General features: G+C 72.7%; 25 protein-coding genes. 13 read left to right on the top strand and 12 right to left on the bottom strand.

Annotated features, from left to right (window positions below):
• Positions 1-264 precede the first annotated feature (264 nt).
• The 4 genes from P696_RS44195 (at position 265) to P696_RS0108920 (ending at position 6,208) form a co-directional block, all read left to right on the top strand.
• Entirely contained in the window at positions 265-1,869 is a 1,605-nt protein-coding gene (locus P696_RS44195) for an alpha/beta fold hydrolase (RefSeq protein ID WP_170026349.1), read from the top strand.
• Between the two features lie 85 nt (positions 1,870-1,954).
• Positions 1,955-3,529 (top strand): alpha/beta hydrolase, encoded by a 1,575-nt coding sequence (locus P696_RS0108930; protein WP_026412079.1) that lies wholly within the window; start codon positions 1,955-1,957, stop codon positions 3,527-3,529.
• Between the two features lie 198 nt (positions 3,530-3,727).
• A complete protein-coding gene (locus P696_RS44190; protein WP_064743938.1) occupies positions 3,728-5,314 on the top strand; it encodes an alpha/beta hydrolase in 1,587 nt (528 codons plus the stop codon).
• A 51-nt stretch (positions 5,315-5,365) separates the two neighbouring features.
• Positions 5,366-6,208: a GNAT family N-acetyltransferase gene (locus P696_RS0108920; RefSeq protein WP_026412078.1), complete on the top strand. Its 843-nt coding sequence runs from the start codon at positions 5,366-5,368 to the stop codon at positions 6,206-6,208.
• A gap of 45 nt (positions 6,209-6,253) precedes the next feature.
• Here the strand turns inward: P696_RS0108920 and P696_RS0108915 are convergent, their stop codons facing one another.
• Positions 6,254-6,679, bottom strand: coding sequence for a DUF3037 domain-containing protein (locus P696_RS0108915; RefSeq protein WP_084337006.1), 426 nt, complete (start codon positions 6,677-6,679; stop codon positions 6,254-6,256).
• The gene (locus P696_RS44185) at positions 6,676-7,503 is read right to left on the bottom strand and encodes a HipA family kinase (RefSeq protein ID WP_034483502.1); all 828 of its coding nucleotides are present in this window, start codon (positions 7,501-7,503) and stop codon (positions 6,676-6,678) included. Before P696_RS44185 ends, P696_RS0108915 begins: the two co-directional genes overlap by 4 nt.
• Before the next feature lie 32 nt (positions 7,504-7,535).
• Between P696_RS44185 and P696_RS0108905 the strand changes: the two genes are divergently transcribed.
• Positions 7,536-8,171, top strand: coding sequence for a cyclase family protein (locus P696_RS0108905; RefSeq protein ID WP_026412076.1), 636 nt, complete (start codon positions 7,536-7,538; stop codon positions 8,169-8,171).
• On the opposite strand, the gene P696_RS0108900 is transcribed toward P696_RS0108905, so the two are convergent.
• From P696_RS0108900 to P696_RS44180, 3 genes are read right to left on the bottom strand one after another with little or no spacing between them, the layout of a single operon-like run.
• The gene (locus P696_RS0108900) at positions 8,172-9,050 is read right to left on the bottom strand and encodes a TIGR03619 family F420-dependent LLM class oxidoreductase (RefSeq protein ID WP_026412075.1); all 879 of its coding nucleotides are present in this window, start codon (positions 9,048-9,050) and stop codon (positions 8,172-8,174) included.
• Between the two features lie 5 nt (positions 9,051-9,055).
• On the bottom strand, positions 9,056-10,306 hold the full coding sequence (locus P696_RS0108895) for an LLM class flavin-dependent oxidoreductase (protein WP_026412074.1): 1,251 nt from the start codon (positions 10,304-10,306) through the stop codon (positions 9,056-9,058).
• 12 nt (positions 10,307-10,318) lie between these two features.
• Positions 10,319-11,233 (bottom strand): alpha/beta fold hydrolase, encoded by a 915-nt coding sequence (locus P696_RS44180; RefSeq protein ID WP_064743936.1) that lies wholly within the window; start codon positions 11,231-11,233, stop codon positions 10,319-10,321.
• A gap of 133 nt (positions 11,234-11,366) precedes the next feature.
• Here P696_RS44180 and P696_RS0108885 point away from each other — a divergent pair, with 133 nt between their 5' ends.
• On the top strand, positions 11,367-12,197 hold the full coding sequence (locus P696_RS0108885; RefSeq protein WP_026412073.1) for a TIGR03619 family F420-dependent LLM class oxidoreductase: 831 nt from the start codon (positions 11,367-11,369) through the stop codon (positions 12,195-12,197).
• Here P696_RS0108885 and P696_RS0108880 read toward each other — a convergent pair.
• The 3 genes from P696_RS0108880 to P696_RS0108870 all read right to left on the bottom strand — a co-directional run bounded on the left by P696_RS0108880 (position 12,194) and on the right by P696_RS0108870 (position 14,639).
• A complete protein-coding gene (locus P696_RS0108880) occupies positions 12,194-12,766 on the bottom strand; it encodes a DUF4870 domain-containing protein (protein ID WP_034483498.1) in 573 nt (190 codons plus the stop codon). The genes P696_RS0108885 and P696_RS0108880 overlap by 4 nt on opposite strands.
• A 95-nt stretch (positions 12,767-12,861) precedes the next feature.
• A complete protein-coding gene (locus P696_RS0108875; RefSeq protein WP_026412071.1) occupies positions 12,862-13,959 on the bottom strand; it encodes an alcohol dehydrogenase catalytic domain-containing protein in 1,098 nt (365 codons plus the stop codon).
• 86 nt (positions 13,960-14,045) lie between these two features.
• On the bottom strand, positions 14,046-14,639 hold the full coding sequence (locus P696_RS0108870; protein ID WP_026412070.1) for a hypothetical protein: 594 nt from the start codon (positions 14,637-14,639) through the stop codon (positions 14,046-14,048).
• 216 nt (positions 14,640-14,855) lie between these two features.
• Here P696_RS0108870 and P696_RS0108865 point away from each other — a divergent pair, with 216 nt between their 5' ends.
• A complete protein-coding gene (locus P696_RS0108865; protein WP_051467068.1) occupies positions 14,856-15,413 on the top strand; it encodes a Uma2 family endonuclease in 558 nt (185 codons plus the stop codon).
• 6 nt (positions 15,414-15,419) lie between these two features.
• Here P696_RS0108865 and P696_RS0108860 read toward each other — a convergent pair whose 3' ends face one another.
• Positions 15,420-16,208 carry an SDR family oxidoreductase gene (locus P696_RS0108860; protein ID WP_051467066.1) on the bottom strand — a complete coding sequence of 263 codons (789 nt, stop codon included), beginning with the start codon at positions 16,206-16,208 and terminating at the stop codon, positions 15,420-15,422.
• Positions 16,209-16,256: 48 nt separating this feature from the next.
• On the opposite strand from P696_RS0108860, the gene P696_RS0108855 reads away from it, so the two are divergent.
• The 5 genes from P696_RS0108855 to P696_RS0108835 all read left to right on the top strand — a co-directional run bounded on the left by P696_RS0108855 (position 16,257) and on the right by P696_RS0108835 (position 22,966).
• Positions 16,257-18,335, top strand: a complete 2,079-nt coding sequence (locus P696_RS0108855) for a hydantoinase/oxoprolinase family protein (RefSeq protein WP_026412067.1) — start codon at positions 16,257-16,259, stop codon at positions 18,333-18,335.
• Positions 18,332-19,942 (top strand): hydantoinase B/oxoprolinase family protein, encoded by a 1,611-nt coding sequence (locus tag P696_RS44175; RefSeq protein ID WP_051467064.1) that lies wholly within the window; start codon positions 18,332-18,334, stop codon positions 19,940-19,942. The genes P696_RS0108855 and P696_RS44175 overlap by 4 nt, the downstream gene beginning before the upstream one ends.
• Positions 19,939-20,790, top strand: a complete 852-nt coding sequence (locus P696_RS0108845) for a TIGR03619 family F420-dependent LLM class oxidoreductase (protein WP_026412066.1) — start codon at positions 19,939-19,941, stop codon at positions 20,788-20,790. The genes P696_RS44175 and P696_RS0108845 overlap by 4 nt, the downstream gene beginning before the upstream one ends.
• A gap of 43 nt (positions 20,791-20,833) precedes the next feature.
• Positions 20,834-21,508: a response regulator transcription factor gene (locus P696_RS0108840; RefSeq protein WP_026412065.1), complete on the top strand. Its 675-nt coding sequence runs from the start codon at positions 20,834-20,836 to the stop codon at positions 21,506-21,508.
• A gap of 87 nt (positions 21,509-21,595) precedes the next feature.
• Positions 21,596-22,966 (top strand): sensor histidine kinase, encoded by a 1,371-nt coding sequence (locus P696_RS0108835; RefSeq protein ID WP_026412064.1) that lies wholly within the window; start codon positions 21,596-21,598, stop codon positions 22,964-22,966.
• A 34-nt stretch (positions 22,967-23,000) separates the two neighbouring features.
• On the opposite strand, the gene P696_RS0108830 is transcribed toward P696_RS0108835, so the two are convergent.
• Together P696_RS0108830 and P696_RS44170 are read right to left on the bottom strand one after the other, a co-directional pair.
• The gene (locus tag P696_RS0108830; protein WP_026412063.1) at positions 23,001-23,372 is read right to left on the bottom strand and encodes a VOC family protein; all 372 of its coding nucleotides are present in this window, start codon (positions 23,370-23,372) and stop codon (positions 23,001-23,003) included.
• A 122-nt stretch (positions 23,373-23,494) separates the two neighbouring features.
• Positions 23,495-23,881, bottom strand: a complete 387-nt coding sequence (locus P696_RS44170; protein WP_034483969.1) for an SgcJ/EcaC family oxidoreductase — start codon at positions 23,879-23,881, stop codon at positions 23,495-23,497.
• A gap of 109 nt (positions 23,882-23,990) precedes the next feature.
• Here P696_RS44170 and P696_RS0108820 point away from each other — a divergent pair, with 109 nt between their 5' ends.
• On the top strand, positions 23,991-24,932 hold the full coding sequence (locus P696_RS0108820) for a sigma-70 family RNA polymerase sigma factor (protein WP_026412062.1): 942 nt from the start codon (positions 23,991-23,993) through the stop codon (positions 24,930-24,932).
• Here the strand turns inward: P696_RS0108820 and P696_RS0108815 are convergent.
• Positions 24,925-25,500, bottom strand: a complete 576-nt coding sequence (locus P696_RS0108815; protein WP_026412061.1) for an HD domain-containing protein — start codon at positions 25,498-25,500, stop codon at positions 24,925-24,927. The two genes, P696_RS0108820 and P696_RS0108815, sit on opposite strands and share 8 nt — an antisense overlap.
• Positions 25,501-25,528 lie beyond the last annotated feature (28 nt).

Raw genomic sequence — 25,528 nt, 5'->3', positions numbered from 1 at the left:
GTGGCCCCTGCCGACCCCTCGTCGGCGGGGGCCACGGCCGTCCGGGCTGATATCGGACGGGCTCGCGCGCGGCGGCGTGACGTCCGGAACGCGCAGCGTGTTCCCGCGTCCTGATCACAGTTTGATATCTACTCACATCGGGCTCTCCCGTCAGAACAGGCCCAAACAGCACAATCTGCCTAACTGTTGACGGAGCGATGCCGGGGGCCGCCCCCACACACGTCCCCACGAAGGGGTGCGGTGCGCCCCGGCCGAGGGGGTTTGGTGAAGAAGCTCCTCCTGATCACGACCGCCGCCGTGCTCGGCGTCGGCGGCGCCGCGACGGCCGCGGTCGCCGACCCGGGCCCGACCGCGCCCATCGCCAAGGACGCGTCCAAGGTCACCTGGGGTTCCTGCCCGACCGACGGCTACGCCGCCTACTACAAGGCCGCGGGCGCCGAGTGCGGCCAGCTGGAAGTCCCCCTGGACTACGCCAGGCCGAACGGCAAGAAGATCTCGATCGCGGTGTCGCGGGTCAAGCACACCGACACCAAGGACTACCGCGGTGTGCTGACCTTCAACCCCGGCGGCCCCGGCGGCGGCGGCCTGGTCTACGGCCCCTACTTCAAGCTGCTGCTGAACAAGCGCGGCTACGCGGCGCTCGCCGCCAAGTACGACCTGGTCGGCTTCGACCCGCGCGGAGTCGAGTACAGCCAGCCCGCGCTGCACTGCAACAGCGACTTCCAGAAGCCGGTCCGCCCGGACTACAACCCGGGTTCGCGCAAGGAGGAGGCGGCCTGGCTCGCCAAGTCCAAGAAGTACGCGCAGGACTGCACCGAGAAGTTCGGCTGGATGCTGCCGCACATGCGGACCACCGACGCCGCGCGCGACGTCGAGCAGATCCGCCGCACGTTCGGCCCGGACCAGAAGCTCAACTACTGGGGCTTCTCCTACGGCACCTACCTGGGCGCGACCTACGAGACGCTGTTCCCGGGCAAGACCGGCAAGTTCGTCCTGGACGGCAACGTCAACCCGGACCGCGTCTTCTACGACACGCAGCTCGACCAGGACCGCGCGTTCGAGCGGAACTTCAAGCTGTTCAACGGCTGGATCGCCAAGTGGGACTCCAAGTACCACCTGGGCACCACGGCCAAGGCCGTCGAGGACAACTACTACAAGGCCCGCGCCGCTGCCGCCAAGGCCCCCATCGGCGGGACCATCGGCCCGGACGAGCTGGACGACATCGTCCAGCAGGCGCCGTACTACACCAGTGAGTACGTCCCGGTCGCCGACGCGCTGTCCGCGTGGATCGTCGGCAAGGACCCGCAGGGGCTCCTGGACCGCCAGGGCGACACCTCCGACGACAACGGGTTCGCGGTGTACAACGCCGTCCAGGGCGCCGACGCGCACTGGCCGACCCACTGGAACAAGTGGCACAACGACGCGGTCAAGCTGGTGAAGCAGGGCAACCGCTTCAACACCTGGCCGAACGTCTGGTTCAACGCGCCGATCTTCTACTGGCCGTTCAACGGCGGCCCGAAGCTGCGGATCAACGCGCGCAAGACCGCCACGCCGACGCTGCTGATCCAGTCCACCCTGGACGCCGCGACCCCCTACGACGGCGTGCTCGTCCAGCACCGTGAGCTGAACTCGCGCCTGCTCGTCGAGGTCGGCGGCAAGACCCACGCCAACAGCCTCGGCAACCTCTGCCTGTTCACCAAGGCCGTGTCGTACCTGGACGCCGCCTCCGTCCCGGCGGGCTCCCACGGTGTCGACGACACCTGCGACGCCAACCCGGCGACCAACGACCCCGACCCGACCGCCGTGTCGGCCAAGTCGCTGACCGCCGTCCCCGGCATGCCCGAGCTCGCGCTGCCCAAGATCCGCTGACCGCGGACCACGGCGCCGAACACCACGTGACGGCGCGCCCCGCCTCCACCGAGGCGGGGCGCGCCCCGTTCCGAAGGACCTCTGGATGAAGAAGATCGTCATCGCCGCGGCCACCGCGGTGGTGGGCATCGGCGGCACCGCGTCCGCCGCCGTCGCGGCCCCGTCGCAGACCACGGCCAAGCCGAAGGTCAGCTGGGTCAAGTGCACCGACCCGAAGCTGATCGCGGCCAAGGCCGACTGCGGCTTCGTGACCGTCCCGCTGGACTACGCCAAGCCCAACGGCAAGAAGATCCAGATCGCGATCTCGCGGACGCACCACACCGACACCAAGAAGTACCAGGGCATCATGCTCGGCAACCCGGGCGGTCCGGGCGGCTCGGGCTACCTGTACTCCGAGAAGCTGCCGCGCTGGATGAAGGGCGTCGGCCAGGGCGCCGCCGCGGCCCAGTACGACTTCGTGGGCTTCGACCCGCGCGGCGTCGGGTCCAGCAAGCCCGCGCTGACCTGCGACGCGCACTACGCCAAGCCGCCGCGCCCGGACTACACCCCGACCTCGGCCAAGATCGAGAAGTACTGGCTGGCCAAGTCCAAGAAGTACGCGCAGGACTGCCAGAAGAAGTTCGGCTGGCTGCTGCCGCACCTGCGCACCACCGACGTGGCGCGCGACATGGACAGCATCCGCGCGGCCCTGGGCGCCAAGAAGACGAACTATTACGGCTTCTCCTACGGCACCTACCTGGGCGCGACCTACGCGACCATGTTCCCCAAGCGCGTCGGTCGTATGGTGCTGGACGGCAACGTCAATCCGAAGACCGTCTGGTACGGCGCGCAGCTCGAGCAGGACAAGGCGTTCGAGCGGAACATCAAGCTCTGGTTCGGGTGGATCGCCAAGTACGACTCGGTCTACCACCTCGGCAAGTCCGGCAAGGCCGTCGAGGCGCTGTACTACAAGACCCGCGCCGCCGCCCTGAAGTCCCCGATCGGCGGCGTCGTCGGCGGTGACGAGCTGGACGACATCGTCCTGTCCGCGGGCTACTACACCTCGGCCTACCAGGACCCGGCCGCGGCCCTGTCCGCGTGGATCGTCAAGAAGGACCCGCAGCCGCTGCTCGACAGCGTCGACCCGGGCGACGACGACAACGGCTTCGCCGTCTACAACGCCGTCCAGGGCGCCGACGCCGCGTGGCCGCGCAGCTGGGCCAAGTGGAAGAGCGACGCCAAGAAGCTCGTCAAGCAGGGCAACCGCTTCAACACCTGGAGCAACGTCTGGTACAACGCCCCGGTGCTGTACTGGCCGTTCAAGGGCGGCCCGGCGCTGAAGCTCCAGGGCAAGAAGGGCCTGGGCGGCATCCTGCTCGTCCAGTCCACCCTGGACGCCGCGACCCCGGTCGCGGGCGGCTACGAGATGCACAAGCGCTTCCCGTCGTCGCGCCTGCTGCTGGAGATCGGCGGCAAGACCCACGCCAACACGCTCAACGGCAACAAGTGCCTGGACGACAAGGTCGGCAAGTACCTGGCCACCGGCTGGCTGCCGAAGGGCCGTCCCGGCGCGGACGACTCCTGCAAGGCCGACCCGGCGCTGAACAACCCGAACCCGACGCAGCAGATGCGTTCCGCGGGCGTCCACGGCGGCAAGGACCTCCCGGTCGGCCGTCTCTGACGTCCGGACACCGCTGATTTTCGGCGAACGCTAGATCCCGGCACAGCCGGGCGCTGACGGGGCCGCTCCTTCGGGGGCGGCCCCGTTTCGCCGTCCTGACCTGCGGGTCCGCCTTCCCCGGCTTCCTCGTGCTTCGCCCGGAAACGCGGGATTCGCCGATCACCGGGCCGGGCGGGACCCGGCCGGTAGAACTCCAGGGTGCGCAACCCCATAGTCCACCGCGCGACGGCCGGGGCCGCCGCGGCGGTCGCCGTCCTCGCCGTCCTGTCCGTTCCCGCCGCCGCCCGCGAGGCGGTCACCTGGCGGCCCTGCCCCCAGAACGACCCGGTCGAGAAGAGCAAGCTGCGCGGCCTGGAGTGCGGCTCCGTCCGGGTGCCGCTCGACCACGCCCGTCCGGGTGGAGAGAAGATCACCCTCGCGCTGACCCGCGCGAGGCACACCGCGGCCCGCTCGCAGGGCGTCGTCCTGTTGAACCGCGGCGGGCCCGGCGCGCACGGCCGCGACATGCCGACGCTGTTCTCCCTGGGGATGCCGCGCCGCGTCGCCGCCGCCTACGACTGGATCGGGTTCGACCCGCGCGGCGTCGGGGGCAGCAAGCCCGCGATGGTCTGCGACCAGTCCTACCAGGACCCGGGCCGTCCGCGCGCCGACACCACCCCGGCGAACGCGGCGGAGGAGAACGCCTGGCGTGCGCGCGCCGCGCGGTTCTCGGCCGACTGCGCCCGCCGCTACCCGCGCCTGCTGCCGCACATGGGCACCGCGGACTGGGTGGCCGACCTGGACGACATCCGCGCCGCGCTCGGCCAGAAGAAGATCAACTACATGGGCTACTCGTACGGCACCTACCTGGGGACGGTGTACGCCGCGACGCACCCGGGCCGGGTGCGCCGGATGGTGCTGGACAGCGTCGTCCGTCCGAGCGGCGTCTGGTACGACGACAACATCGACCAGGATGTGGCGTTCGAGAAGCGGATCCACGCCTACTTCGCCTGGATCGCCCGCTATGACTCCGTGTACCACCTGGGACGCGACGAGAAGACGGTCGCCGCCGCCTACCGGAAGATCCGCACCACGCTGAAGGCCCACCCGCTGAACGGCCGGGTCGGCGGGAGCGAGCTGGACGACACGTTCCTGTCCGACGGCTACAGCAACCTCGGCTGGCCGGGCCACGCCAGGGCGCTGTCGGCGTTCCGGCGCGGCGACTCCAAGCCGCTCGCCGCGGCGTGGCAGAAGCCGGGCTTCCTCGACCAGAACGACTACACCGTCTACAACGCCGTCCAGTGCCGGGACGCCGCGTGGCCGCGCGGCTGGAAGAGGTGGCACGACGACAGCGTCCGGCTCTATCGCGAGGGATACACGTTCGAGACCTGGAGTAACACCTGGTACAACGCCCCGTGCGCGACCTGGAAGGTGCACGGCGGCCCGCCGCCGAGGGCCCACGGGCCCGCGAACCTGACGCCGATCCTGCTCGTCCAGGGCACCGAGGACGCCGCGACCCCGTTCAACGGCGCCGAGGAGACCCACCGGCTGCTGCCGAACTCGAGGCTGCTGGTGCAGGCGGGTGGCGGGATCCACGGCGTCACCCTGAACGGCGACCAGTGCGTGGACGGGGCCGTCGCCCGCTACTTCGCCACCGGGGCCCTGCCCCGGCCGAACACCACCTGCAGGGCCCCGCAGCCGCCCGGCCCCGGCGAGGCCGCCAAGCGGCTCCGCGACCCGGTCCGCGGGTCGGTCCGCGCCCAGGTCGCCGGACCGGTGTCGGCACCGGTCGGGAGCAGGATCTAGTCTTGGACACGTGGTGCTGACAACGGTGATGGCGGCCCGATAGCCATGCGGATGCTGGGGGCGTCGCCGGTGCGGGTGCTGGACGACCGGCACCGCGACGAGGCGCTGCGCATCCTGGACGCCGATCCCGTCGCGAACGTGTTCGTCGGCTCGCGCGTCCACGCCGCAGGGCTCGACCCCCGGCGGCTCGGGGCGCAGATGTGGGGCTACCAGCGGGACGGGCGGCTGGTGTCGCTCTGCTACGCCGGGGCGAACCTGATCCCGGTCAACGCCGGCCCGGACGCCGTGCGCGCGTTCGCCGAACGCGCCCAGGCGCAGGGCCGGCGCTGCTCGTCCATCGTGGGCCCGGTCACCGCCGTGACCGGGCTCTGGGAGATCCTCGGCCCGTACTGGGGCCCGCCGCGCGCCGTGCGCGGGCTCCAGCCGGTCATGGCCACCTCGCAGACCCCGTCCGTCCCGGTGGATCCGGGGGTCCGCCGGGTCGGTATGGCCGACTTCGATCTCGTCTATCCGGCCTGCGTGGCGATGTTCACCGAGGAGGTCGGGGTCTCCCCGAACTCCGGCGACGGCGGCGTGCTCTACCGGGCGCGGGTCGCCGAGCTGATCAGGTCCGGCCGCGCGTTCGCCCGGATCGAGGACGGCCGGGTCATGTTCAAGGCCGAGGTCGGCGCGGTCACCCCGCACGCCTGCCAGGTGCAGGGCGTGTGGGTGCCGCCCGACCTGCGCGGCCAGGGCCTGTCGGTGGCGGGCATGGCGGCCCTGGTCGACGAGTCGCTGCGGTCGATCGCGCCGGTCGTGTCGCTCTACGTCAACGACTACAACGTCCGGGCGCGCGCCGCCTACCGCCGGGTCGGGTTCGCCGAGGTCGGCGAGTTCATGTCGATCCTGTTCTGAGCCCGCTGGCCGAGCCCGCAGTCTGAGCCCGCTCCCGGGGCCTGGTCAGGCCACCAGGAGCGTCAGGAGGCGGTCGAGTTCGGCGGCCGGGTCGCCGGTGAGGCCCGCGTGGACGGGCCCCGGCTGGACGATCGTGCTGCGCGGGGCGGTCAGCCACCGGAACCGCCCGCCGGGCGACTCCCCGGCGGCCTGCCCCGCCTCCTCCCCGCCCAGGCAGAACCCGCTGACGGCGGCCAGGGCCCTGCGGACGCCGTCGACGTCGAGGGACGGGTCGAGCGCGAGCAGGCGCGGCTCGTCCACCCGCGTCGCGCAGCCCAGGTAGTCGAGGGCGCGGCAGTAGACGATCACCCCGACGTTCATGGACTCGCCGCGCTCGATCCGCGGGATCACGCGGAGCGTCGCGTACTCGAAGACCTGCTTGCCGGACGCCGTCGCGCCCACGTTCGCCGTGCTCGGCCGGACCGCGTTCACGCGGGGCCTCCCAGCCAGCCGGGACGCCGCTCGCCGCGCCGCTCCTCGGTGTGGGGACGCCGGTCGGTGACCTCGAGGGACGGCAGCCAGTCGCGCGGGTCGGCGATCCGCCGGGTCAGGACGCGGACGTAGGCCTCGCGGACCTCGTCGGCCGACCCGAAGCCGGGCTCACCCTCGAGCCAGGCGTCCGGGACGAGCTCGGTCAGCTCGCGCAGCAAATCCGGGGTGATCTTGGGCAGGAGTTCGGCCTCCGCCTCGGCCAGGCGTCCGGCGAACGGGGTGAGGACGTGGTCGTCCACGTCGTAGGGGCCCGCGAACAGCCGGTCGGCGTTGGCCCAGGCGTGGTGGAAGATCAGGCTCGCGCCGTGGTCGATCAGCCAGACGTCCCTGTGCCAGACCAGCATGTTGGGGTTGCGCCAGCTGCGGTCGACGTTGCCGATGAACGCGTCGAACCACAGGACGCGGGAGGCGAACATCCGGTCCGGCGTCCAGCCGATCGGGTCGAAGCCGAGCGAGCCGGGCAGGAAGTCGACCGCGAGGTTCCAGCCGGAGCTGGCCTTGAGCAGGTCCTGGACGTCGGGGTCGGGCTCGTGCCGTCCGATCACCGGGTCGAGGTCGATGACCCGCAGTTCCGGGGTGCGCAGGCCGAGCCTGCGCGCCAGCTCCCCGGCGATCACCTCGGCGACCAGGGCCTTGCGGCCCTGCCCGGCCCCGTGGAACTTCATGACGTAGGTGCCGAGGTCGTCGGCCTCGACGACGCCCGGCAGCGACCCGCCCTCACGGAGCGGCGTCACGTACCGGATGGCGGTTACGAGCGGTAGCACACGCGAACGCTATCGGACGCGATGATGTGCCCATGACCTTCGTGGACCTCACGCACCCCGTGGAGAGCGGCATGCCGGTGTATCCCGGCGATCCGGAGGTGCGGGCGGAGACCGCCCTGACCGTTCCGGCGGACGGCGCGAACGTGGCGCGGCTGCACCTCGGCTCGCAGTCCGGGACCCATGTGGACGCGCCGTTCCACATCGACGACGCCCTGCCCCGGCTGCCGGAGCTGCCGCTGGAGCGGTTCGCCGGCCCGGTCGTGATCATGGACGCGACGGGCGTGGCGGGCCGGGTGATCGGCCCCGGGCTGCTGCCGGACGGACTGCGCCCCGGTGTCGTGCTGCTCGTCCGTACGGGCTGGTCGGAGTGGTGGGGGAGCGAGGAGTACTGGACGTCCCACCCCTACCTCGCGCCGGAGACGGCCTCGGCGATCATCGACGCCGGGGTCCGGACGGTCGGCGTCGACGCGGCGAGCGTGGACCCGGCGGACTCCCTGGACGCGCACCGGGTGCTGCTCGGGGCGTCCGGCGTCATCTGCGAGAACCTGACCGGGCTGGAGCGGATCACCGGGCCCGCCGAGGTGACGCTGTTCCCGCTGCGGCTGCAGGACGCGGCCACGGGCGACGGCGCCCCCGTGCGCGCCGTCGCCCGGCTGGTCTCTCCTTGATCACATCTTCTGGATGACCTCTTCGGCGAACCGCTCCATGCTCGCGATCTTGAGGTCGGCGCCGGTGAGGCGGGCCTTCTCCTCGTCGGTCGGCATCCACCAGGGCGCGGCGAGCGTGCCGGTGACGCCGCGTTCGCGCCACTTGCGGTAGAGGTCGGCGCTCGGGCGCTTCGCGATCGGCGCGATGATCTGGAGGTCGTCCAGGGCGCGGCCGTGCTCGGCGAGGTGGCCCTTGAGGCGCCTCAGCAGGTCCGAGAGGTCGTCCTCCTTGTAGATGCGGTTGCCGATCCAGCCGTCGCCGATCCGGGCCGCGCGGCGCAGCGCGACGTCGCTGTCGCCGCCGATGAAGACCGGGACGGGCTCGGACGGCACGGGCGCGATGCTCAGCGGGCCGTGGTCGTAGAACCGGCCGTGGTGCTCGACCCGGCCGCCCTTCCAGAGCGCGCGGAGCGCCGGGATCATCTCGTCCAGGCGTTTGCCGCGCGTCCGGAAGTCCTGGCCGGTCTGCCGGAACTCGTCCTCGCACCAGCCGACCCCGACGCCGAGGATCGCCCGGTCGCCGGACAGGACGGCGGCGGTGGAGACGGCCTTGGCGACGGTGAACAGGTCGCGGGCCGGGGCGATGTAGACGTTGGTGGCGAACCGGACCCGGCTGGTCGCCGCCGCCATCGCCCCGATCGCGACCCACGCGTCCGGCCAGTGCGTGCCCTCGGGGTAGGGCGGCGCGCCGGTCTCGCTGTAGGGGTAGGACGCCTCGTAGTCGGCGTGGAACAGGTGGTCCGATATCGCGACCACGTCGTAGCCGAGCCGGTCGGCGGCGGTGGCGAGCGGCAGGTACTCGCCGGCATCCACGAAGGACGCGCCGAGCCAGAACTCCACGGCCGTCAGTCCTGGAACTCGGGGATGACCTTGGTGGCGAACAGCTCCAGGTTCCGCTTGACCGTGTCCAGCGGCAGGACGCCCTGCTGTCCCTGCATGAACAGCCCGAACCACTCCAGGTCGGGCATCCGGTCGAGCATCCGCTGGATGCCGCGCTTGACGTCGTCCGGGCCGCCGATCAGCGCCATCTCGACGTCGGCCATGCGCTTGTAGTCGCCCTTCTCCGGCGAGATCGGCTTGTGCTTGTCGTCCTCCTGCGTGCGGAGGACCTCCAGGTAGCCGAACGGGCCGAAGAACGACGCGAAGTCCTTCTGCATGCCCTTGCCGTAGGTGGCGATGGCCTCCTCGCGGGTGTCGGCCATCCCGACGATCTTCAGGATGCCGGTGTGCTCGCCCAGCTTGTAGGCCCGGCCGAGCTTGGCGCACTCCTCCTGGTAGAGCTTCGCCTTCTTGGCGTGCTCGTCCGGGTTGGGGGTGAACATCCAGGGCAGGATGCCCTCCTGCGCGGCGCGGACGACCGAGCGGTCGGACACGGTGAACGGCTGCCACAGCTCGGGATGCGGGTCCTGGTAGGGCTTGGGGCAGACCGAAACCGAGCGCAGCACGCCCTCGTCGTCGATCTCGCCGGGCGCGCCGAACGTCCGCGTCCACTCCTGGGCGGGCCAGCCCTCCAGGCCCTCGTAGGGCGCGGGCACCTCGTAGTCGAGGACGTCGCTCTTGTAGCGCAGGCTGTCCTGCTCCCAGGCCAGCTTCATGATCTTCAGGACCTCGCCGAACACGTCGAAGTTGCGGTTGTCGGACTTGGAGCCGTCCGAGCGGGCCGCGGCGGCGTGCCAGCGCTGGCCGAGGACGTTCGCCCACCGCGCCTGGTAGCCGCGCGCGACGCCGAGGCGCAGCCGTCCCCGGGAGAAGTGGTCGAGGAGCGCCACGTCCTCGGCGGCGCGGATCGGGTCCCAGGTGGGCAGGACGAGCCCGAGCGGCGCGAGCAGGATGCGCTCGGTCCGGGCGGCGAGGTCGGTCAGGAACATCAGCGGGTTGACCGAGAACTCGAAGCCCTCCGAGTGGAAGTGGTGCTCGGTCATCATCAGGGCGTCGAAGCCGATCCGGTCGGCGTGCACGGCGATCTCGCGGACCTCGTGCAGCAGCTTCTGGTACGACTCGCGGTCCCGTCCGATCGGCCGCCTGGCCTTGGCGTTCTCCTCGGCGGCCCACCCGGAGCCGGGGATCTGCGGGTTCAGAAAGATCGCGAACTTCACGCGGGCGTCTCCTTAGCGAGCGGGTTCGGTCGGGACGGAAGAGGGCGAGGCGGAGGACGGCGGGACCGAGCCGGTGACCATGCCGTCCGGCGGGGTGCGTGGGGTGCGGTCGAGCCCGTCCAGCCAGCGGCGGACGACGAGGGTGAACTCGGCGGGGCGTTCGGCGTGCAGCCGGTGGCCGCCGCCGGGCCAGACCTCGGCGCGGGACGCGGGGTGCCGGAACAGGCCGCGTTCCCAGGCGGCCGACCCGGCCTGCGCGTCCGACCAGCACGACAGCACCGGGCAGGCGCGGCGGGCGAGGTAGGCGTCGCCGTGCGGGCGGAGGCCGAACGCCGCGTCCCCCTCGTACATCGCGGGGAACGCCTCGGCGAGCGCCTGCGGGGCGGTGGCGCGGATCTTGCGGCGGTGCCAGGCGAGCAGCCAGGGCGGTGAGGCGGGCGTGTGGCACCAGTCCTCGTTCGCCAGCGCGGTCGGGAACGGGTCGCCCGAGCGCAGGCCCGCGTACATCGCGGGGAAGGCGGCGGCGACCTCGGGGGACTGGCCGTACGCCGGGTCCACGCAGACCAGGGCGCGGACGCGTCCGGGGCGCTCGACGGCGAGGGCGCTGACGACCATCGCGCCGAGGGAGTGGCCGATCGCGACGACGGGTTCGGTCACGCCGAGGTGGTCGAGCAGCCGGACGAGGTCGCCCGCGAGGTCGCCGGGCGCGTAGCCGGTGCCCGGCGCGGACGACAGGCCGTGGCCGCGCAGGTCCGGGGCGACGATCCGGTGCCGCCTGCCGAGGCCGGGGAGGTGGAAGACCCAGTCGTCGGAGTCGGCGCCGTAGCCGTGGACGAGCAGCAGCGTGGCGCGCGGCTCCCGGTCCGCGGCGGCGGGCGGGTCGTCGGTGAAGAACACCCGCACGTCGCCGAGCTGTGCGAACGGCATCGGCCCGACCTCCTCGGATTGACCGAACAAGCGCACGCTACATCAATCGATGGAAGCCGAGCAATCGCTTGGTTTGTGGATACAGTGTGACGCGTGTCGCGCCGCCCAGGGAACGCTCAGGAGGGGAGCCCGGATGCGTCTCGGGATCACCATGTTCGCCACCGACCGCACGATGCCGCCGCACGAGCTGGCCGTCGCCGCCGAGGAACGCGGCTTCGCCTCGCTCTACCTGCCCGAGCACACCCACATCCCGGTGGCCCGCACGACACCGTCGCCGTACGGGACCGACGCCCTGCCGGACGACTACGCCCGCATCCCCGACCCGCTCGTCGCGCTCGCCGCCGCGGCCGTGCTGACCAGCACGATCACGCTCGGCACGGGTGTGCTGCTCGCGGCGCAGCGGGACCCGGTCGTCACCGCTAAGGCCGTCGCGACGCTCGACCGGATCTCCGGCGGACGCGTCGTCCTCGGCATCGGCTACGGCTGGAACCGCGAGGAGGCCGCCGACCACGGCGTCGACTGGACGACCCGACGCGCGCGCGTACGAGAGAACCTGCTCGCCATGCGCGAGCTGTGGACGAAGGAGGAGGCCGCGTTCAAGGGCGAGTACGCGTCGTTCGAGCCGAGCTGGTCATGGCCGAAACCCGCCGCCCGGGTGCCGGTGCTGCTCGGCGGAACACCCGGCCCGACGCTGTTCGCGCAGGTCGCGGAGTACGGTGACGGGTGGATGCCGATCGGCGGCGCGGGCGTCCGCGAGGCGCTGCCCGCCCTGCGCGCCGCGTGCGAGGCCGCTGGACGTCCGATGGCCCGCGTCGTCCCGTTCGGGACGGTGCCCACGCCCGGCAAGCTGGAGTACTTCGCGGGGCTCGGCGTGGAGGAGGTCGTGCTGCGCGTCCCGGGCGGCGGGCAGGACGCGGTGCTGCCCGTCCTCGACCGGTACGCGGCCTCGTATCTCCGCGGCTAGCGGATCATGCGGAAGCAGAAGAACGTCGGGAACCTGGTCCACTTGCCCTTGCCTCCGGATATCGCGCCGAGGATCGGGAAGACCCAGCCGCCGACCAGCAGCTCCAGGTAGACCAGGACCAGCGGGATCAGGAACGCCGGGTTCTTGGCGATGATCGCCGGGACCGCGCAGACCGTGCCGAGCGCCAGCAGGTGGATCAGCATCGTGAGCTGGTAGTTCAGCGCCTGCGCCGCGTGGTACCGGACGAACTGCGAGGTCTTCTTCTTGACCAGGTAGATGACCAGCGGCCCGAGGAAGCCGACGAACAGCATCAGCACGTAGCTGAGGATCACCATGTTCGTCTCGTCCGACGTCACCATGCCGCCCTGGCCGGACGGGTGCTGCGGGACACCGGGCGGGCCGTAGCCGTACCGCGGGTCGTAACCGGCCGGTGCGCCGTAGGGGGCGGGGTGCGGCGGCGGCCCGTACGGCGGCGGGGTGTCCTGCGGAGGCGTGTCGTGTGGGGGAAGGCCGTCCGACGGCTGCTGGGGGCCGGACGGCACGGGCGGAGGCGGCGGAAGCTCGTTCACGGTTCTCCAGACGGACGGGGGTGCCGACAGGGCAATTTACCGTGAACGAGCACGTCGGACGAGGCGTGCCGCCCCCGCGGACGGCCCGGAGGGGGTCAGTCGAAGACGACGACCGAGCGGGCGACGGCGCCGCCGCGCACGTGCGCGACCGCCTCGTTCACCTGCTCCAGCGGGACGCGCTCGCTGACCAGTCCGTCCAGGTTGAGCCGTCCGCGCCGGTACAGGTCGGCGAGGATCGGCAGGTCGCGGGCCGGGGTCGCGTCACCGCCCTGGGTGCCCATCAGGCGGCGGGAGGCGAACAGCTGCCCCGGCGGGATCCGCAGGTCCTCGGTGGCGGCGGGGGAGCCGACCATGACCGTCGTCCCACCGGGCTGCGTCGCGGCGAACGCCTTGGCCAGCACCTCGGGGACGCCGGTGACGTCGAACGCGTACTCCGCGCCGCCGCGCACGATGTCGGCCACCTGTTTCGGGAGGTCGTCGGCCAGCAGCGTGTGCGTCGCGCCGAACTCCTCGGCCAGCCGCAGCTTCGACTCGACGACGTCCGCCGCGATGATCGTGGTCGCCCCGGCGAGCACCGCGCTCTGGATCACGTTGAGGCCGACGCCGCCGCAGCCGACCACCAGCACGCTCGTCCCGGGCTCGACCCGCGCGGTGTTCATCACCGCGCCGTACCCGGTGACGACGCCGCAGGCGGTGAGCGCGAGCAGGTCGAGCGGCGCGTCCTTGGCGACCTTCACGCACATCGCCTCGGTCACGACGGCGCGCTCGGCGAACGCGCCGATGCCGATGTACGGCCGGACGGTCTCCCCGCCGAGGGACAGGCGGGTCGAGCCGTCCGGGAAGACGCCCATGATGGACGACATCCTGGTCTTGCCCGAGCACAGGTGGGCGCTGCCTCGCGCGCACGCGCGGCAGCGCCCGCACGGGCCGTTCATGGCGATGACGACGTGGTCACCGGGGCGGACGTTCACCACGCCCGGCCCGACCTCCTCCACGACCCCCGCGCTCTCGTGGCCGAGGACGCACGGCAGGTGCCGCACCACCGGGCTCTTCCCGTCCATCGCCTTGATGTCGGAGCCGCACACGCCGGACGCGGCGATCCGCACCGCCACCTCGCCCGCGCGCGGCGCCGCGACCGTCACCTCGGCGATCTCCAGGGGTTCGCCGAACGTCCGCAGCACCGCCGCGCGCATCACCGTCTCCGCCACCGTGGCCTCCCTCGGGCTCGGCCGCCCACGGTAGCACCAAGCATTTGCTTGGGACAGATGGAGGGAGCCGCTCAGCCGAACCAGACCACCAGCCGCACGGCGGCGGGTCCGTGCACGTCCGCCAGCACCTCCATGATCCGCCAGACCGGGTTCCAGGTCGTGTCGTCGATCGCGTCCCGGCGGCGCGCCCGGTCGGCCCGGTACACCGTGCTCCCGTCGGTCCACTCGCGCCGCTCGGTCCAGTCGGCGGCGCCGCCCTCGCTCTCCGCGACGTCCACCCGGCCGGTGAAGGGGGTGTCCCACAGGTAGGTCCCGACCAGCTCGAGCGTCCCGTCGTCCCGCCGCCGGTAGTGCCGGACGCGGCTGTCGGGGCGCTCGGACGGCTCGTCCCAGTCGATGCCCGCCAGCTCCTGCCAGCCGATCCAGGTGTGCCCCGACAGCCCCTCGTGCTGCGCGGCACGGGTCTGCGGCGAGGCGTCCAGCGGCAGCCCGCGCCCGCCCGCGACCGGCCGGAAGCCGAGCCGCTCGCGCACGCCGAACAGGCAGCCGAACGCCGGGTCGGACCGTCCGCCGTACACGTCCCGCAGCTCCAGCACGCCGCGCCAGCGGTCGAGGGGGTCGCTGCGCATCCGGCACTCGAAGAAACCGTGAATATCCGTCGTCACACCGACATCGTCACCTCTGTCGGCCCGAAATGGGATGGGTCCGCGCCCCGACAACCCAAGGATTTGCCGCGAGAACGCCGCCTCGGGACCGATTCGCCTCCCGTGCACGCTCCGTGAGAAGGTGATCGCCGTCAGTTCTGGTCGCAGACGTCCCCCGACCGCCGCGCTCGTGCACTGACACGTAGGGTGGAGGCGGTGTCGACCGAAGGGGGAGTGATGGCGCTGCATTCCATCCCTGTGCGGCCGGGCAACCTGCGCGAGGTGGCCGAGCAGATCGAGCAGGCCACCGGGCTGCGGGTCGAGATCCTGGGAGGCACCCTGATGATGTCGCCGACGCCGCGTGGCAAGCATGCCGGGATCGTCCGGCGGCTGCGCCTTCAGCTGGAGCCCGGGTTGCCGGGAAACCTGGGGGCCTATGAGGTGTCGTCGGTCGCCATGCCCGACGATGACGACGACTACGTGACGCCCGACCTCGCGGTGCTGCCCGTCGAGTGGGACGAGGCGGAGACGTGGATCGCCGACCCGGGCGACCTCGCCCTGGCGGTGGAGGTCAACTCCCGGCCGGGTGACGGCAAGGAGGAGTGGTACTCGCGTGCCGGGGTGGAGCGCCTCCTTGTCGTGGATCCCGGCAAGGGCGTGTGGCGGCTGCTGGCGCGACCCGACCGCGTGGGGGACTGGGACGAGGTGACCGAAGGTCACTTCGGCGACGACATCGAACTCGGGTTGTTCGACGTCCGGCTGAGCACGGACGGGTTGCCGCGCTACGACAGGTGACGTGGGCTAGGTGAACTGCTGGCCGGCGTTGACGTCGAGGGTCGCGCCGGTGGTGGCGGCGGCGTGGTCTGAGGCGAGGAAGACGACGGCGCGGGCCACGTCCTCCTCGGTGGGGATGCGGCGGAGAGCCATGGCGGCGGTGTCGTGGGCGCGGACGGCTTCGACGGTGGTGTTCCCGGCCTCGGCGCGGGCGCGCATCCAGTCGTCGAGGACGTCGGAGGCGATCCAGCCGGGGGCGACGCAGTTGACGCGGACGCCGGACGGGCCGAGTTCGTCGGCGAGGCAGTGGGAGAGCAGGTGCACGGCGGCCTTGCCCGCGGCGTAGTCGCTGCGTCCGGCGTAGCCGGTGCGGGACGACATGGACGTGATGTTGACGATCGAGCCCGTCCCGGCCGCGACCATGTGCGGGGCGAGGTGGCGGCAGGCCAGGAGTGTGCCGAAGGCGGCGATCTCGACCGCTTTGCGCCACTGCTCGAGGTAGGCGTCGTCCATGTCGAGGACGTTGCGGCGGTGTGAGCCGGGAAACGCGGCGTTGACCAGGACGTCCACGCGTCCGTAGTGGGCGATGACCGTGTCGGCGAGGCGCTCGGCCTGGGCCGGGTCGGAGATGTCGGTGGGGACGGGCAGGGCGCGGCGGCCCTCGGCTTTCACGTGTTCGGCGATGGACTTCAGGGTGTCGGCGCCGCGGGCGGCGAGGGCGACGTCCGCGCCTTCGCGGGCCATCAGGACCGCCAGGGTGCGGCCGAGGCCGGGGCCCGCGCCGGTGATCACCGCGATCTTGCCGTCCAGCATCATGCCCATTAACGTACCAAGCGCTAGCTAGGTGATGCGGCGGAGGTGCGGATGAGCGTCACCCTCGCGACCGACGTCGGCGGGACGTTCACCGACGTGGTGCTGACCGGCCCGGACGGACGCGTCGTGGTCGCCAAGACGCTGACCACGCCGGACGACCCGACCGAGGGTCTGCTGCGCGGCGTCCGGCGGGCGCTCGCGGACGGCGGCGTCCCGGCGGGGGAGGTCACCCGGTTCGTCCACGCGACGACGCTCGCGACCAACGTGATCCTGGAGCGGACGGGTGTGCCGGTCGCGTTCGTCACGACCGAGGGGTTCCGGTCGATGCTCGCGCTGGGACGGCAGGCGCGTGTGGAGGAGGACCGGTATGACCGGTTCTTCGTGCAGCCGGAGCCGCCCGTGCCGCTGACGCACACGTTCGCCGTTCCCGAACGGATCGACGCCACCGGAGCCGTGCTCACGCCCTTGGACGAAAAGGCCGCCGAGTCCGTGGCCGAGCGGATCGCGGGGCTGGGGGTCTCGGCCGTCGCGATCTGCCTGCTGCACTCGTACGTGAATCCCGCGCACGAGCGGCGGCTCGCGGAGATCGTCGCGGCGCGGCTGCCGGACGGGACGCCGGTCGTCGCGTCGTGTGACGTGTGGCCGGAGCTGGGGGAGTACGAGCGGGCCACGACGACCCTGATGTCCGCCTACGTCGGGCCGGTCATGGCCGCCTACCTGCGCAGACTCGAAGAGCGGCTGCGGGGGGTCGGGGTCGTGGCGCCGGTGCGCGTGATGGAGTCGGCGGGCGGCGTGCTGCCCGCGGCGCTCGCCGCCGACCGGGCCGTGTACACGATCGAGTCGGGTCCGGCGGCCGGGGTCGTCGCGGCCGCGCGACTCGGTTCGCGGCGCGGCCTCGCCGATCTGGTCTGCTTCGACATGGGCGGGACGACGGCGAAGGCCGGGCTCGTCCGGGGCGGGCGTCCCGGGATCACGCACGAGTTCCAGGTCGGCGGCAAGGGCAGCCACGGCGGACGGCGGCCCGGGACCGGCGTCCCGATCAAGGTGCCCGCGATCGACCTCGCCGAGGTCGGGTCGGGCGGCGGGTCCATCGCGTGGGCGGACGCCGGAACCCTGCGCGTCGGCCCGCGCTCGGCGGGCGCGGATCCCGGGCCCGCCTGCTACGGACGCGGCGGAACCCTGCCCACCGTGACCGACGCCGATCTCGTCCTCGGCTACCTCGCTCCGGACGGCTTCGGCGCGTTCCACCTGGACGCGTCGCTCGCCCGGTCCGCGATCGAGGAGCATGTGGCGCGTCCGCTGGGCGTGGACGTGATCGGAGCCGCCGCCGCGATCCACGACATCGCGGGCGCGCAGATGGGCGCGGCCGTGCACGTCGTGACCGTCCGGCGGGGCATCGATCCCCGGGGGTTCACGCTGGTCGCGCTGGGTGGCGCTGCCCCGACGCATGTCGCCCGGCTGGCGGAGCGGTTCGGGATCGGGCGGGTGCTCGTCCCGCCGCACGCCGGGGTCGGCTCGGCGGCCGGGCTGCTGCACGCCGACCTCGCCATCGAGCGGGCGCGCACCTTCCTCGCGCCGGTCTCCCGGCTGACGTCCTGCTCGGCGAGCCGCGACGCGCTGGGAGAGCTCGCCGACCTGCTGGACGAGCTGGAACGGGCCGCTCGCGCGGATCTTTCCGCTGGTGGCGAGGCCGTGACCGTCCGATCGGTGGGGATCCGGTTCGTCGGGCAGGCACACGCGTTCACGGTCGAGCTGCCCGCCGGGCCGGTCACGCCCGAGACCGTCCAGCGCGCGGCCGAGGAGTTCTACAAGCGGTACCACGAGTCGTACGGCATCGATCTGCGCGATCCTGTTGAGCTGACCACCGCGCGCGTACGAGTGACGCTCCCCGGCGATGATCCGCCTTCGCCGCGCGTGACTCCTGTGCCGTCGCCCGCTGCATCCCGTCGGATCTGGCTCTCTGGGGAGTGGCTGGACGTTCCGGTACGCGCGCGCACGAGCCATGTGCCCGGCGAGACGTTCGAAGGCCCGTGCGTGGTCACCGAACCGCAAAGCTCGCTGCTCGTGCCGTCCGGGTGGCGCGGCACCGTGGACGACGAGGGCGCGATCCTCCTGGAGGCACGGTCATGACGTCCGCCGAGGGGACCGCGCCCGACCTGACCGCCGAGATCCTGCGGAACGCGCTGTGCGTCGCGGCCGAGGAGGCCGGGATCGTGGTCGTCCGGTCCGCGTACTCGGCGTTCATCGTGGAGGGCGCGGACGCGGCGGCGGCGATCCTCGACGCGCGCGGACGTCTTGTCGCGCACTCGCTGTCGACCGCGCTGATCCAGTGCGCCAGCCTGCGCAGCGCCCTGCCGTTCCTCCTGGACGCGCACCCGGCGGAGACCATGGAACCGGGCGACGTGTTCGTCCTGAACGACGTCTACCAGGGCGGCATCCACGCCAACGACCTGCTGGTGTTCAAGCCGGTCTTCGTGGACGGGATGCCCGCCTACTTCACCGGGACGCTCATCCACGTCGCCGACCTCTCCGGCATCTCCGCAGGCGGGATGGCCTCCGACGCGACCGACGTGTTCCTTGAGGGTCTTCAGCTGCCGCCCGTCCGGATCGCGACCGCCGACGGGCTCGTCGACGATCTCGTGCGCGTCCTCGCCGCCAACAGCCGCACTCCCGAGCGGCTCGTCGGCGACCTGCGCGCGCTGGTCGCCGGAGCCAACGTCGCCGCGCGGCGGCTCGCGGAGATCATCGAGACGTACACGCCCGCCGGGCTCGCGCGCGGCGTCGCCGACTACCTCGCGCACACCGAACGCCGCATGCGCGACGGCCTGGCAGGCATCCCGGCGGGCACGCGCCGCGCGTCCTACACCCTGGACGACGGCCACACCGTCCGCGTCGCCGTGACCTCGGACGGGTCGGGCGGCCTCACCGTCGACTTCGACGGGACGGACGAGCAGGTCCCGCTGCCGGTGAACTCGGGGTTCTCGCAGACCATCGGCGGCGTCCTGTACGCGGTGCGCTGCTTCGTCGACCCGGCCCTGCCGATGAACGAGGGCTGCTTCACGCCCGTCGACATCCGGCTTCCGCGCGGCACGCTCGTCCACTGCACCCGGCCGTTCCCCGGCGGCGGACGCTTCGGCACGGTCGCCGCCGCCGAGGAGGCCGTCCTGTCGGCGATCGCCCCGGACGGCGCCGCCGCGTCCGGGATCCTCCAGGCGTTCAGCATCAGCGGCGTCCGGACGCCCTGGCTGCACATGGCGTTCGACCTCGGCGGCACCGGAGCCCGCCCGGACGGCGACGGCGTCGACGCCACGGGCGCCCTGTTCGGCGGCGGGCGCAACATCGTCCCGCAGGTCGAGCCCGTCGAGGCCCGGCTGCCCGTCCGGATCGAGGAGGTCTCCCTCATCCCCGACTCGGGCGGGCGGGGACGGCATCGGGGCGGCCTCGGCACCCGGACCGTCCTGCGCGTGCTCGAGGACGCCCGCGTCGACACGCGCGGCGACCGCCTGCGTCGTCCGCCGCCCGGCGCGTCCGGCGGCTCACCCGGGCGTCCGGGCTCCTACCGGCGTGAACGCGTCGACGGACGGGTCGAACCGCTCGATGCGAAGGCCACCCGCCAGCCGCTCGCCGCCGGGGAGGCCCTGATCGTCGAGACGTCCGGCGGCGGAGGTCACGGCCCGCCCGGACACCGCGACCCCGAAGCCCTCACGCGCGACCGCGCCGACGGGAGGACCACGTGAAGTTCGGCATCCCGCTCGGCCTCGTCCATCCGGCCACCTGGAAGGACCTCGCGGTCACCGCCGACCGGGCCGGGTTCGAGTCGGTCTGGCTCGCCGAGCACCTGGTCTTCGCCACGGACCTCTCCACGGCCACCTATCCCGACACCGACAAACCCGGCATCAATCCGGCGACCCCGCTCTACGACGCGCCCGCCTACCTCTGCGCGCTGGCCGCGCTGACCAGCCGTGTCCGGCTCGGCACGGCCGTCTACCTCTACGGCCTGCGGCACCCCTTCACGGCCGCCCGCGCCTTCGCGACCCTCGACCAGATCTCCGACGGCCGCGCGATCGTGGGCGTGGGCGCGGGCTGGTACGAGGGCGAATGGCTCGCCGCCGGGCTCGACTTCGCCACCCGGGGCCGCCGCCTGGACGAGGCCCTCGCCGTCTCCCGCCGCCTCTGGGCCGAGCCCGCCGTCGAACACCACGGCGAGTTCTACTCCTTCCCGGAGGTCGCGTTCGAGCCGAAGCCCGTCCAGCCGCGCCTGCCCGTCCTCGCGGGCGGCGAGTCGAAGGCCGCCCTCCGCCGCGCCGCGACCCTCTGCGACGGCTGGATCTCCATGCCCCAGACCCTCGACCGGATCCGGCCCCGGATCGAGCTGCTGCGCGAGTTCCGTGAGAAGGCCGGACGCGGCGACGAGCCGTTCGAGATCACCGCGCACGCCTACGCCCTCGAGGACCCCGCTGAGGTGGCCGCGTGGGCGGAACTCGGGGTCGACCGGCTGATCGTCCGGCCGTGGCGGCGATCCCGGGACGCCGTCGGGAGCGTCACGGCGTTCGCCGAGCGGTACGGCCTCGCGGACAACATGTGACATCCCTCCCCGAGTGCCCCGATGCTGACGTAACGTGCGGACCATGGCGCGTGTGCTCGTGGTGGAGGACGATCCGGACGTCCGCGGCGCCCTGGTCCGTGAGCTGGCCGTCCGCGACCACGTCGTGCGCAGCGCCGGGACCGCGATGGACGCGCTGCGCGAGGTGACCCAGGCGCCGCCCGACGTGGTCGTCCTCGACCTCGGGCTGCCCGACCTGGACGGCGGGGAGGTGCTGAAGATGCTGCGCGGCGTGTCCGACGTCCCGGTCGTCATCGCCACCGCGCGCGACGACGAGCCCGAGATCGTCCGGCTGCTCAACGCGGGCGCGGACGACTACCTGATCAAGCCGTTCTCCGCCGAGCACCTGTCCGCGCGGCTGGCCGCCGTGCTGCGCCGGGCGGCGCGGTCCGGATCGTCCGTGCTGCTGCGGGTCGGCGGCCTGCGCATCGACCCGGACCGGCGCGAGGCCGCGCTGGACGGCGCTCCGCTGGAGCTGACCCGCCGCGAGTTCGACCTGCTCGCCTACCTCGCCGCCCGTCCCGGGCACGTCGTCGCGCGCCGCGAGCTGCTCGCCGAGGTGTGGCGGCAGCCGTACGGCGACGACCAGACCATCGACGTCCACCTGTCCTGGCTGCGGCGCAAACTGGGTGAGACCGCCGCGAAACCGCGCTACCTGCACACCGTCCGCGGGGTCGGCGTCCGGCTGGTCGGCCCCTGACGGCGATCCCGACGGCGTGGGCGAGGGCGCGGGCGTGGGCGTGAGGGCGTGGCGTGGGCGTGAGGGCGTGGGCGTGAGGATGGTGGCGTGAGGCGGACGCTGGTCGTGGTGGCGCTGGCGGCGTCGGCGATGACCGCTCTCGCGTTCCTCATCCCGCTCGCGCTGCTGATGCGGGACACCGTGCACGCCCGCGCGGTGAGCGCCGCCGAGCGGCAGGCCGCCTCGATCGTCCCCGACCTCGTCGCCGCGCGCGTCCCGGACGACCTGGAGCGGGCCGTCGCGTCCGGGCCCGCCGGGGCGGAGCACCGCATGACCCTGCACCTCCCGGACGACACGACCGTGCCGTCGCCGGGCCGTGTGTCCGCCACGTCCGCGCAGGTCGCGGCGGCGGTCGCGCGCGGGCACTCGACGACCGTCCCGGTGCCCGGCGGCGAGTCGCTGCTCCAGCCGGTGGCGCTGGCCGGGGGCCGGGTCGTGGTGGTCGAGGTGTTCGTGCCGCGGTCGGAGCTGACCCGGGGGGTCGCGCGGTCCTGGCTGGTGATGGGGCTGGTCGCGGTGGTCCTGGTCGGCGGCGCGGTGCTGGCGGCCGACCGGCACGGCGCGCGGGTGATCCGCGCGACCCGGCGGCTCGCCGACACCGCCGCCGCGTTCGGCGACGGCGACCTCGGAGCCCGTGTCGTCCCGGACGGCCCGCCGGAGGTCGCCGAGGCCGGGCTCGCGTTCAACGCGATGGCCGACCACGTCGTCCAGCTGCTCGCGGCCGAGCGGGAGATGGCCGCCGACCTGTCGCACCGGCTGCGCACGCCGCTCGCCGCGCTGCGGCTGAACGCCGAGGCGCTCGGCGGCGGGCCGGTCGCCGACCAGACCCGGGAGGCCGTGGACCGGCTCGAACGCGAGGTGGACCAGATCATCCGGACCGTCCGGCGGCCGACCGCGCGCGGCAGCTGCGACGCCGCGAAGGTGCTGCGCGACCGCGTCCGGTTCTGGTCCGTCCTGGCCGAGGACGAGGGCCGGTCGTGCGAGCTGATCGGAGCGGACCGCCCGGCCCCGCTGCCGCTGCCGGGCACCGAGCTCGCCGCCGCCGTGGACGCCCTGCTCGGCAACGTCTTCAAGCACACCGCCGAGGGCGCGGCCTTCGCGGTCACCCTGCACCAGGGACGCGGCGTGACGGGGATCCTCGTCGCGGACGCCGGGACCGGCATCGGCGACCCCGAGGCGGCGCTGCAACGCGGCCGGAGCGGCGGGGGGTCGACCGGGCTCGGCCTGGACATCGCGCGTCGCGCCGCCGAGTCCACGGGCGGCCACCTGCGCATCCACCGGTCCGCGCTCGGCGGGGCCCAGGTCCAGATGTGGTTCCGGACCCGCTGGCTGCCGCCGCAGCGACGGTCCCGCCGCCTCGTCCGGCGGCGGCACTCCCGGTCGGCGCGTCCGGCGGACGGCTCGGGCCGCCCCGCCTGACCTGGTCCGCCCCGCCTGACCTGGGCCGACCCGGCTAGACCTGGGTGACGGAGAGGCCGTTGCCGTCCTGGTCGCGGAAGGCGAACATCGGCGGCGCGCCCTCCCAGAGCAGGACGTCGTCGGCGTCCACGCCCTTCTCCACCAGCTCGGTGTGCAGGGCCTCCGCGTCGGTCGTCGAGAGGCGGATCTCGGTGCTGCGCCCGGCGGGCGATCCCTCGCTCGCCGGGACCAGCGCGATCGTCGTCGGCGACCCGGACGGGGCCACCTCGATCCAGCGTCCGCCGAACTGTCCCAGCGGCACGTCCCGCCGCTTCTCCATGCCGAGGACGCCGACATAGAACTCGACCGCTTTGTCCTGGTCGGTGACGGGAACGCCCGCCGCCCAGATTCCGGTGATGCCGCTCATATGGTCCTCCTTGCTCCGATCCGTGCAAGGGGAGACCCCCGGACGCGTCAAAACTCATCGGACGCAGGGCGGCAGGCGGCAGGGCGGCAGGCGGTGGGCAGCAGGCGGCGGGCGCTCTGTGATCAGGCTTCCGGGCAGCCGTGGAAGGCGTGCACCTTCCAGCCGTCGCCGTCCGTCCCGAGCACCCAGGTCGCGTGGAGCCAGCCGCTCGCCGACGCGGGCTCCTCGCCCGGGCGCAGCGCCACGCTCCGGACGGTGACCAGCGCCGTCGTGGGGCTCGGGAACCGGACGGAGTGGAACTCGTCGTGCAGGCGCGTCCCCTTGAACGGCCCCGCGAACGCCCCAGCCATCCGGTCGCGGACCGCGTCCCGGCCGCTCGCGAACGCCATAGGCGAGATCGAGGTGGCGTCGTCGGCGTAGAGGGCGGCGAACGCCTCGGCGTCCCCGTCCGCCCACGCCGTGCACAGCTGGTCGAACAGGTCGCGCACGGCGGTCTCGTTGTCGGTCATGGTCACTCCCAAGGTCGGTGTGCTGTCGCCGGGTACGTACCGGGCACCGCCCCGGAATTCATCGCGGACGTCCGATGAGTTTTCGTTCCTCGTCCGGTATGTACGGGACGTGGACTTCGAAGAGCGCACCGCGCCGCACCGCCAGGAACTCCTGACCCACTGCTACCGGATGCTCGGCTCGGCCATCGACGCCGAGGACCTGGTCCAGGAGACGATGATGCGCGCGTGGCGTTCCTACGACCGGTTCGACGAGCGCAAGGCGTCGATGCGGACGTGGCTGTACCGGATCGCCACCAACGCCTGCCTCAACGCGCTCGAGTCCCGTGCCCGCCGTCCGCTGCCGTCCGGGATCGGCGCTCCCGGCACCGATCCGGAGGAACCGCTCGTCCACGGGCACGAGGTCCCGTGGCTCCAGCCCCTCCCGACCGATCCGGCCATGGCCGCCACCGAACGCGGCACGCTCCGCCTGGCGTTCGTGGCGGCACTGCAACTTCTTCCGGCGCGGCAGCGAGCCGTCCTCATCCTGCGGGACGTCCTGGACTGGTCGGCCGCCGAGGTCGCGGCGTCCCTGGAGACCTCGCCCGCCGCCGTGAACAGCGCCCTCCAGCGCGCCCGCGCCCGCCTCGCCGAGGAGAACCTCGACCCGGACGACCTGGGCGAGCCGTCCGACCCGTCGGCCCGTGCCCTCGTGGACCGCTACGTCGCCGCCTTCGAGCGCGCCGACCTGGCCGCCCTCGGGGCGCTCCTGACCGCCGACGTCATCATGGAGATGCCGCCGATGGTCAACTGGTACACCGGCCGCGACCTGTACCTCGGCTTCATGAAGCGGGTGTACACGCTGAACGGCACCAACTGGAGCCACCTCCGCGTGGAGGCCAACGGCCAGCCCGGCTTCGCCGCGTACCTGATCCCGCGAACCGGCGGCCCCGCGCAGTTCCACACCCTCCAGGTGCTGGACGTCACGCCGTCCGGCATCCTCCGCAACACCGTCACGCAGGACGAGGAGGTCTTCCGCCTCTTCAACCTGCCCGCGACCCTGCCGGTCAGATGATCGCGAACCCGTACTTCTCGGCGAGCCCGTCCAGTTCGGGATCGCCGAACCGCTCGCGCATCGCCTTGAACGCCAGCGCCTTGTCCTCGCCGAACCGCGCGACCTTCACCGTGTAGCCGGCCGCCGACACGAACACCGGAGGCGTCGTCTTGCTGTGGAACTTGTCCGCGTACATGACGATCGCCTCCTCGTCCGTCTCCGCCAGGTAGTCGGCCTCCGGCAGTGGCAGCCCCTGTTCTCGCACGTCCGCGCACGTGAGGCCGACCCCGGTGTGGTGCGAGCAGAACCGGCACAGCACCTCCGGCAGCCCCTCCTCGCGCAGCAACTCCTCACCCAGCACCCCGTGCCGGATGTAGTCGGCGGAGTCGAGCCGTCCGTCCGGCCCGTAGAGCCGGTACACGCCGATGTCGTGCAGCAGCGCCCCGGCCCGCACCAGCGGACTGTCGCTGAACTGCCCGGCGATCCGGGCCACGACCTCGCAGTGCGTGAAGACCAGCTCGAACGCCTCGGCCGAGGGAGCGTGCTTCTCGTGCAGCCCCCGGATCTCCCCGTCAGACGGAACCCGCATCCCAGAAGCCTAAGCGAGCCCGCCGTCA

Origin of the sequence: Actinomadura oligospora ATCC 43269, assembly GCF_000518265.1 — a bacterium.
GTDB classification, from domain to species: Bacteria; Actinomycetota; Actinomycetes; order Streptosporangiales; family Streptosporangiaceae; genus Spirillospora; species Spirillospora oligospora.
The sequence above is the reverse complement of the archived record's forward strand: the minus strand, read 5'-3'. Positions and strand labels throughout refer to the sequence as shown.

Excerpts from the sequence above, each read along its gene's own strand:
- P696_RS0108885 (WP_026412073.1), top strand. The coding sequence starts at position 11,367 with ATGCGTCTCGGGATCACCATGTTCGCCACCGACCGCACGATGCCGCCG.
- P696_RS44180 (WP_064743936.1), bottom strand. The coding sequence starts at position 11,233 with ATGCCGTTCGCACAGCTCGGCGACGTGCGGGTGTTCTTCACCGACGAC.
- P696_RS0108875 (WP_026412071.1), bottom strand. The coding sequence starts at position 13,959 with ATGCGCGCGGCGGTGCTGCGGACGTTCGGCGAACCCCTGGAGATCGCC.
- P696_RS44170 (WP_034483969.1), bottom strand. The coding sequence starts at position 23,881 with ATGACCGACAACGAGACCGCCGTGCGCGACCTGTTCGACCAGCTGTGC.
- P696_RS0108830 (WP_026412063.1), bottom strand. The coding sequence starts at position 23,372 with ATGAGCGGCATCACCGGAATCTGGGCGGCGGGCGTTCCCGTCACCGAC.
- P696_RS0108865 (WP_051467068.1), top strand. The coding sequence starts at position 14,856 with ATGGCGCTGCATTCCATCCCTGTGCGGCCGGGCAACCTGCGCGAGGTG.
- P696_RS0108930 (WP_026412079.1), top strand. The coding sequence starts at position 1,955 with ATGAAGAAGATCGTCATCGCCGCGGCCACCGCGGTGGTGGGCATCGGC.
- P696_RS0108920 (WP_026412078.1), top strand. The coding sequence starts at position 5,366 with ATGCTGGGGGCGTCGCCGGTGCGGGTGCTGGACGACCGGCACCGCGAC.
- P696_RS0108815 (WP_026412061.1), bottom strand. The coding sequence starts at position 25,500 with ATGCGGGTTCCGTCTGACGGGGAGATCCGGGGGCTGCACGAGAAGCAC.
- P696_RS0108905 (WP_026412076.1), top strand. The coding sequence starts at position 7,536 with ATGACCTTCGTGGACCTCACGCACCCCGTGGAGAGCGGCATGCCGGTG.
- P696_RS44175 (WP_051467064.1), top strand. The coding sequence starts at position 18,332 with ATGACGTCCGCCGAGGGGACCGCGCCCGACCTGACCGCCGAGATCCTG.
- P696_RS0108860 (WP_051467066.1), bottom strand. The coding sequence starts at position 16,208 with ATGATGCTGGACGGCAAGATCGCGGTGATCACCGGCGCGGGCCCCGGC.
- P696_RS0108840 (WP_026412065.1), top strand. The coding sequence starts at position 20,834 with ATGGCGCGTGTGCTCGTGGTGGAGGACGATCCGGACGTCCGCGGCGCC.
- P696_RS0108855 (WP_026412067.1), top strand. The coding sequence starts at position 16,257 with ATGAGCGTCACCCTCGCGACCGACGTCGGCGGGACGTTCACCGACGTG.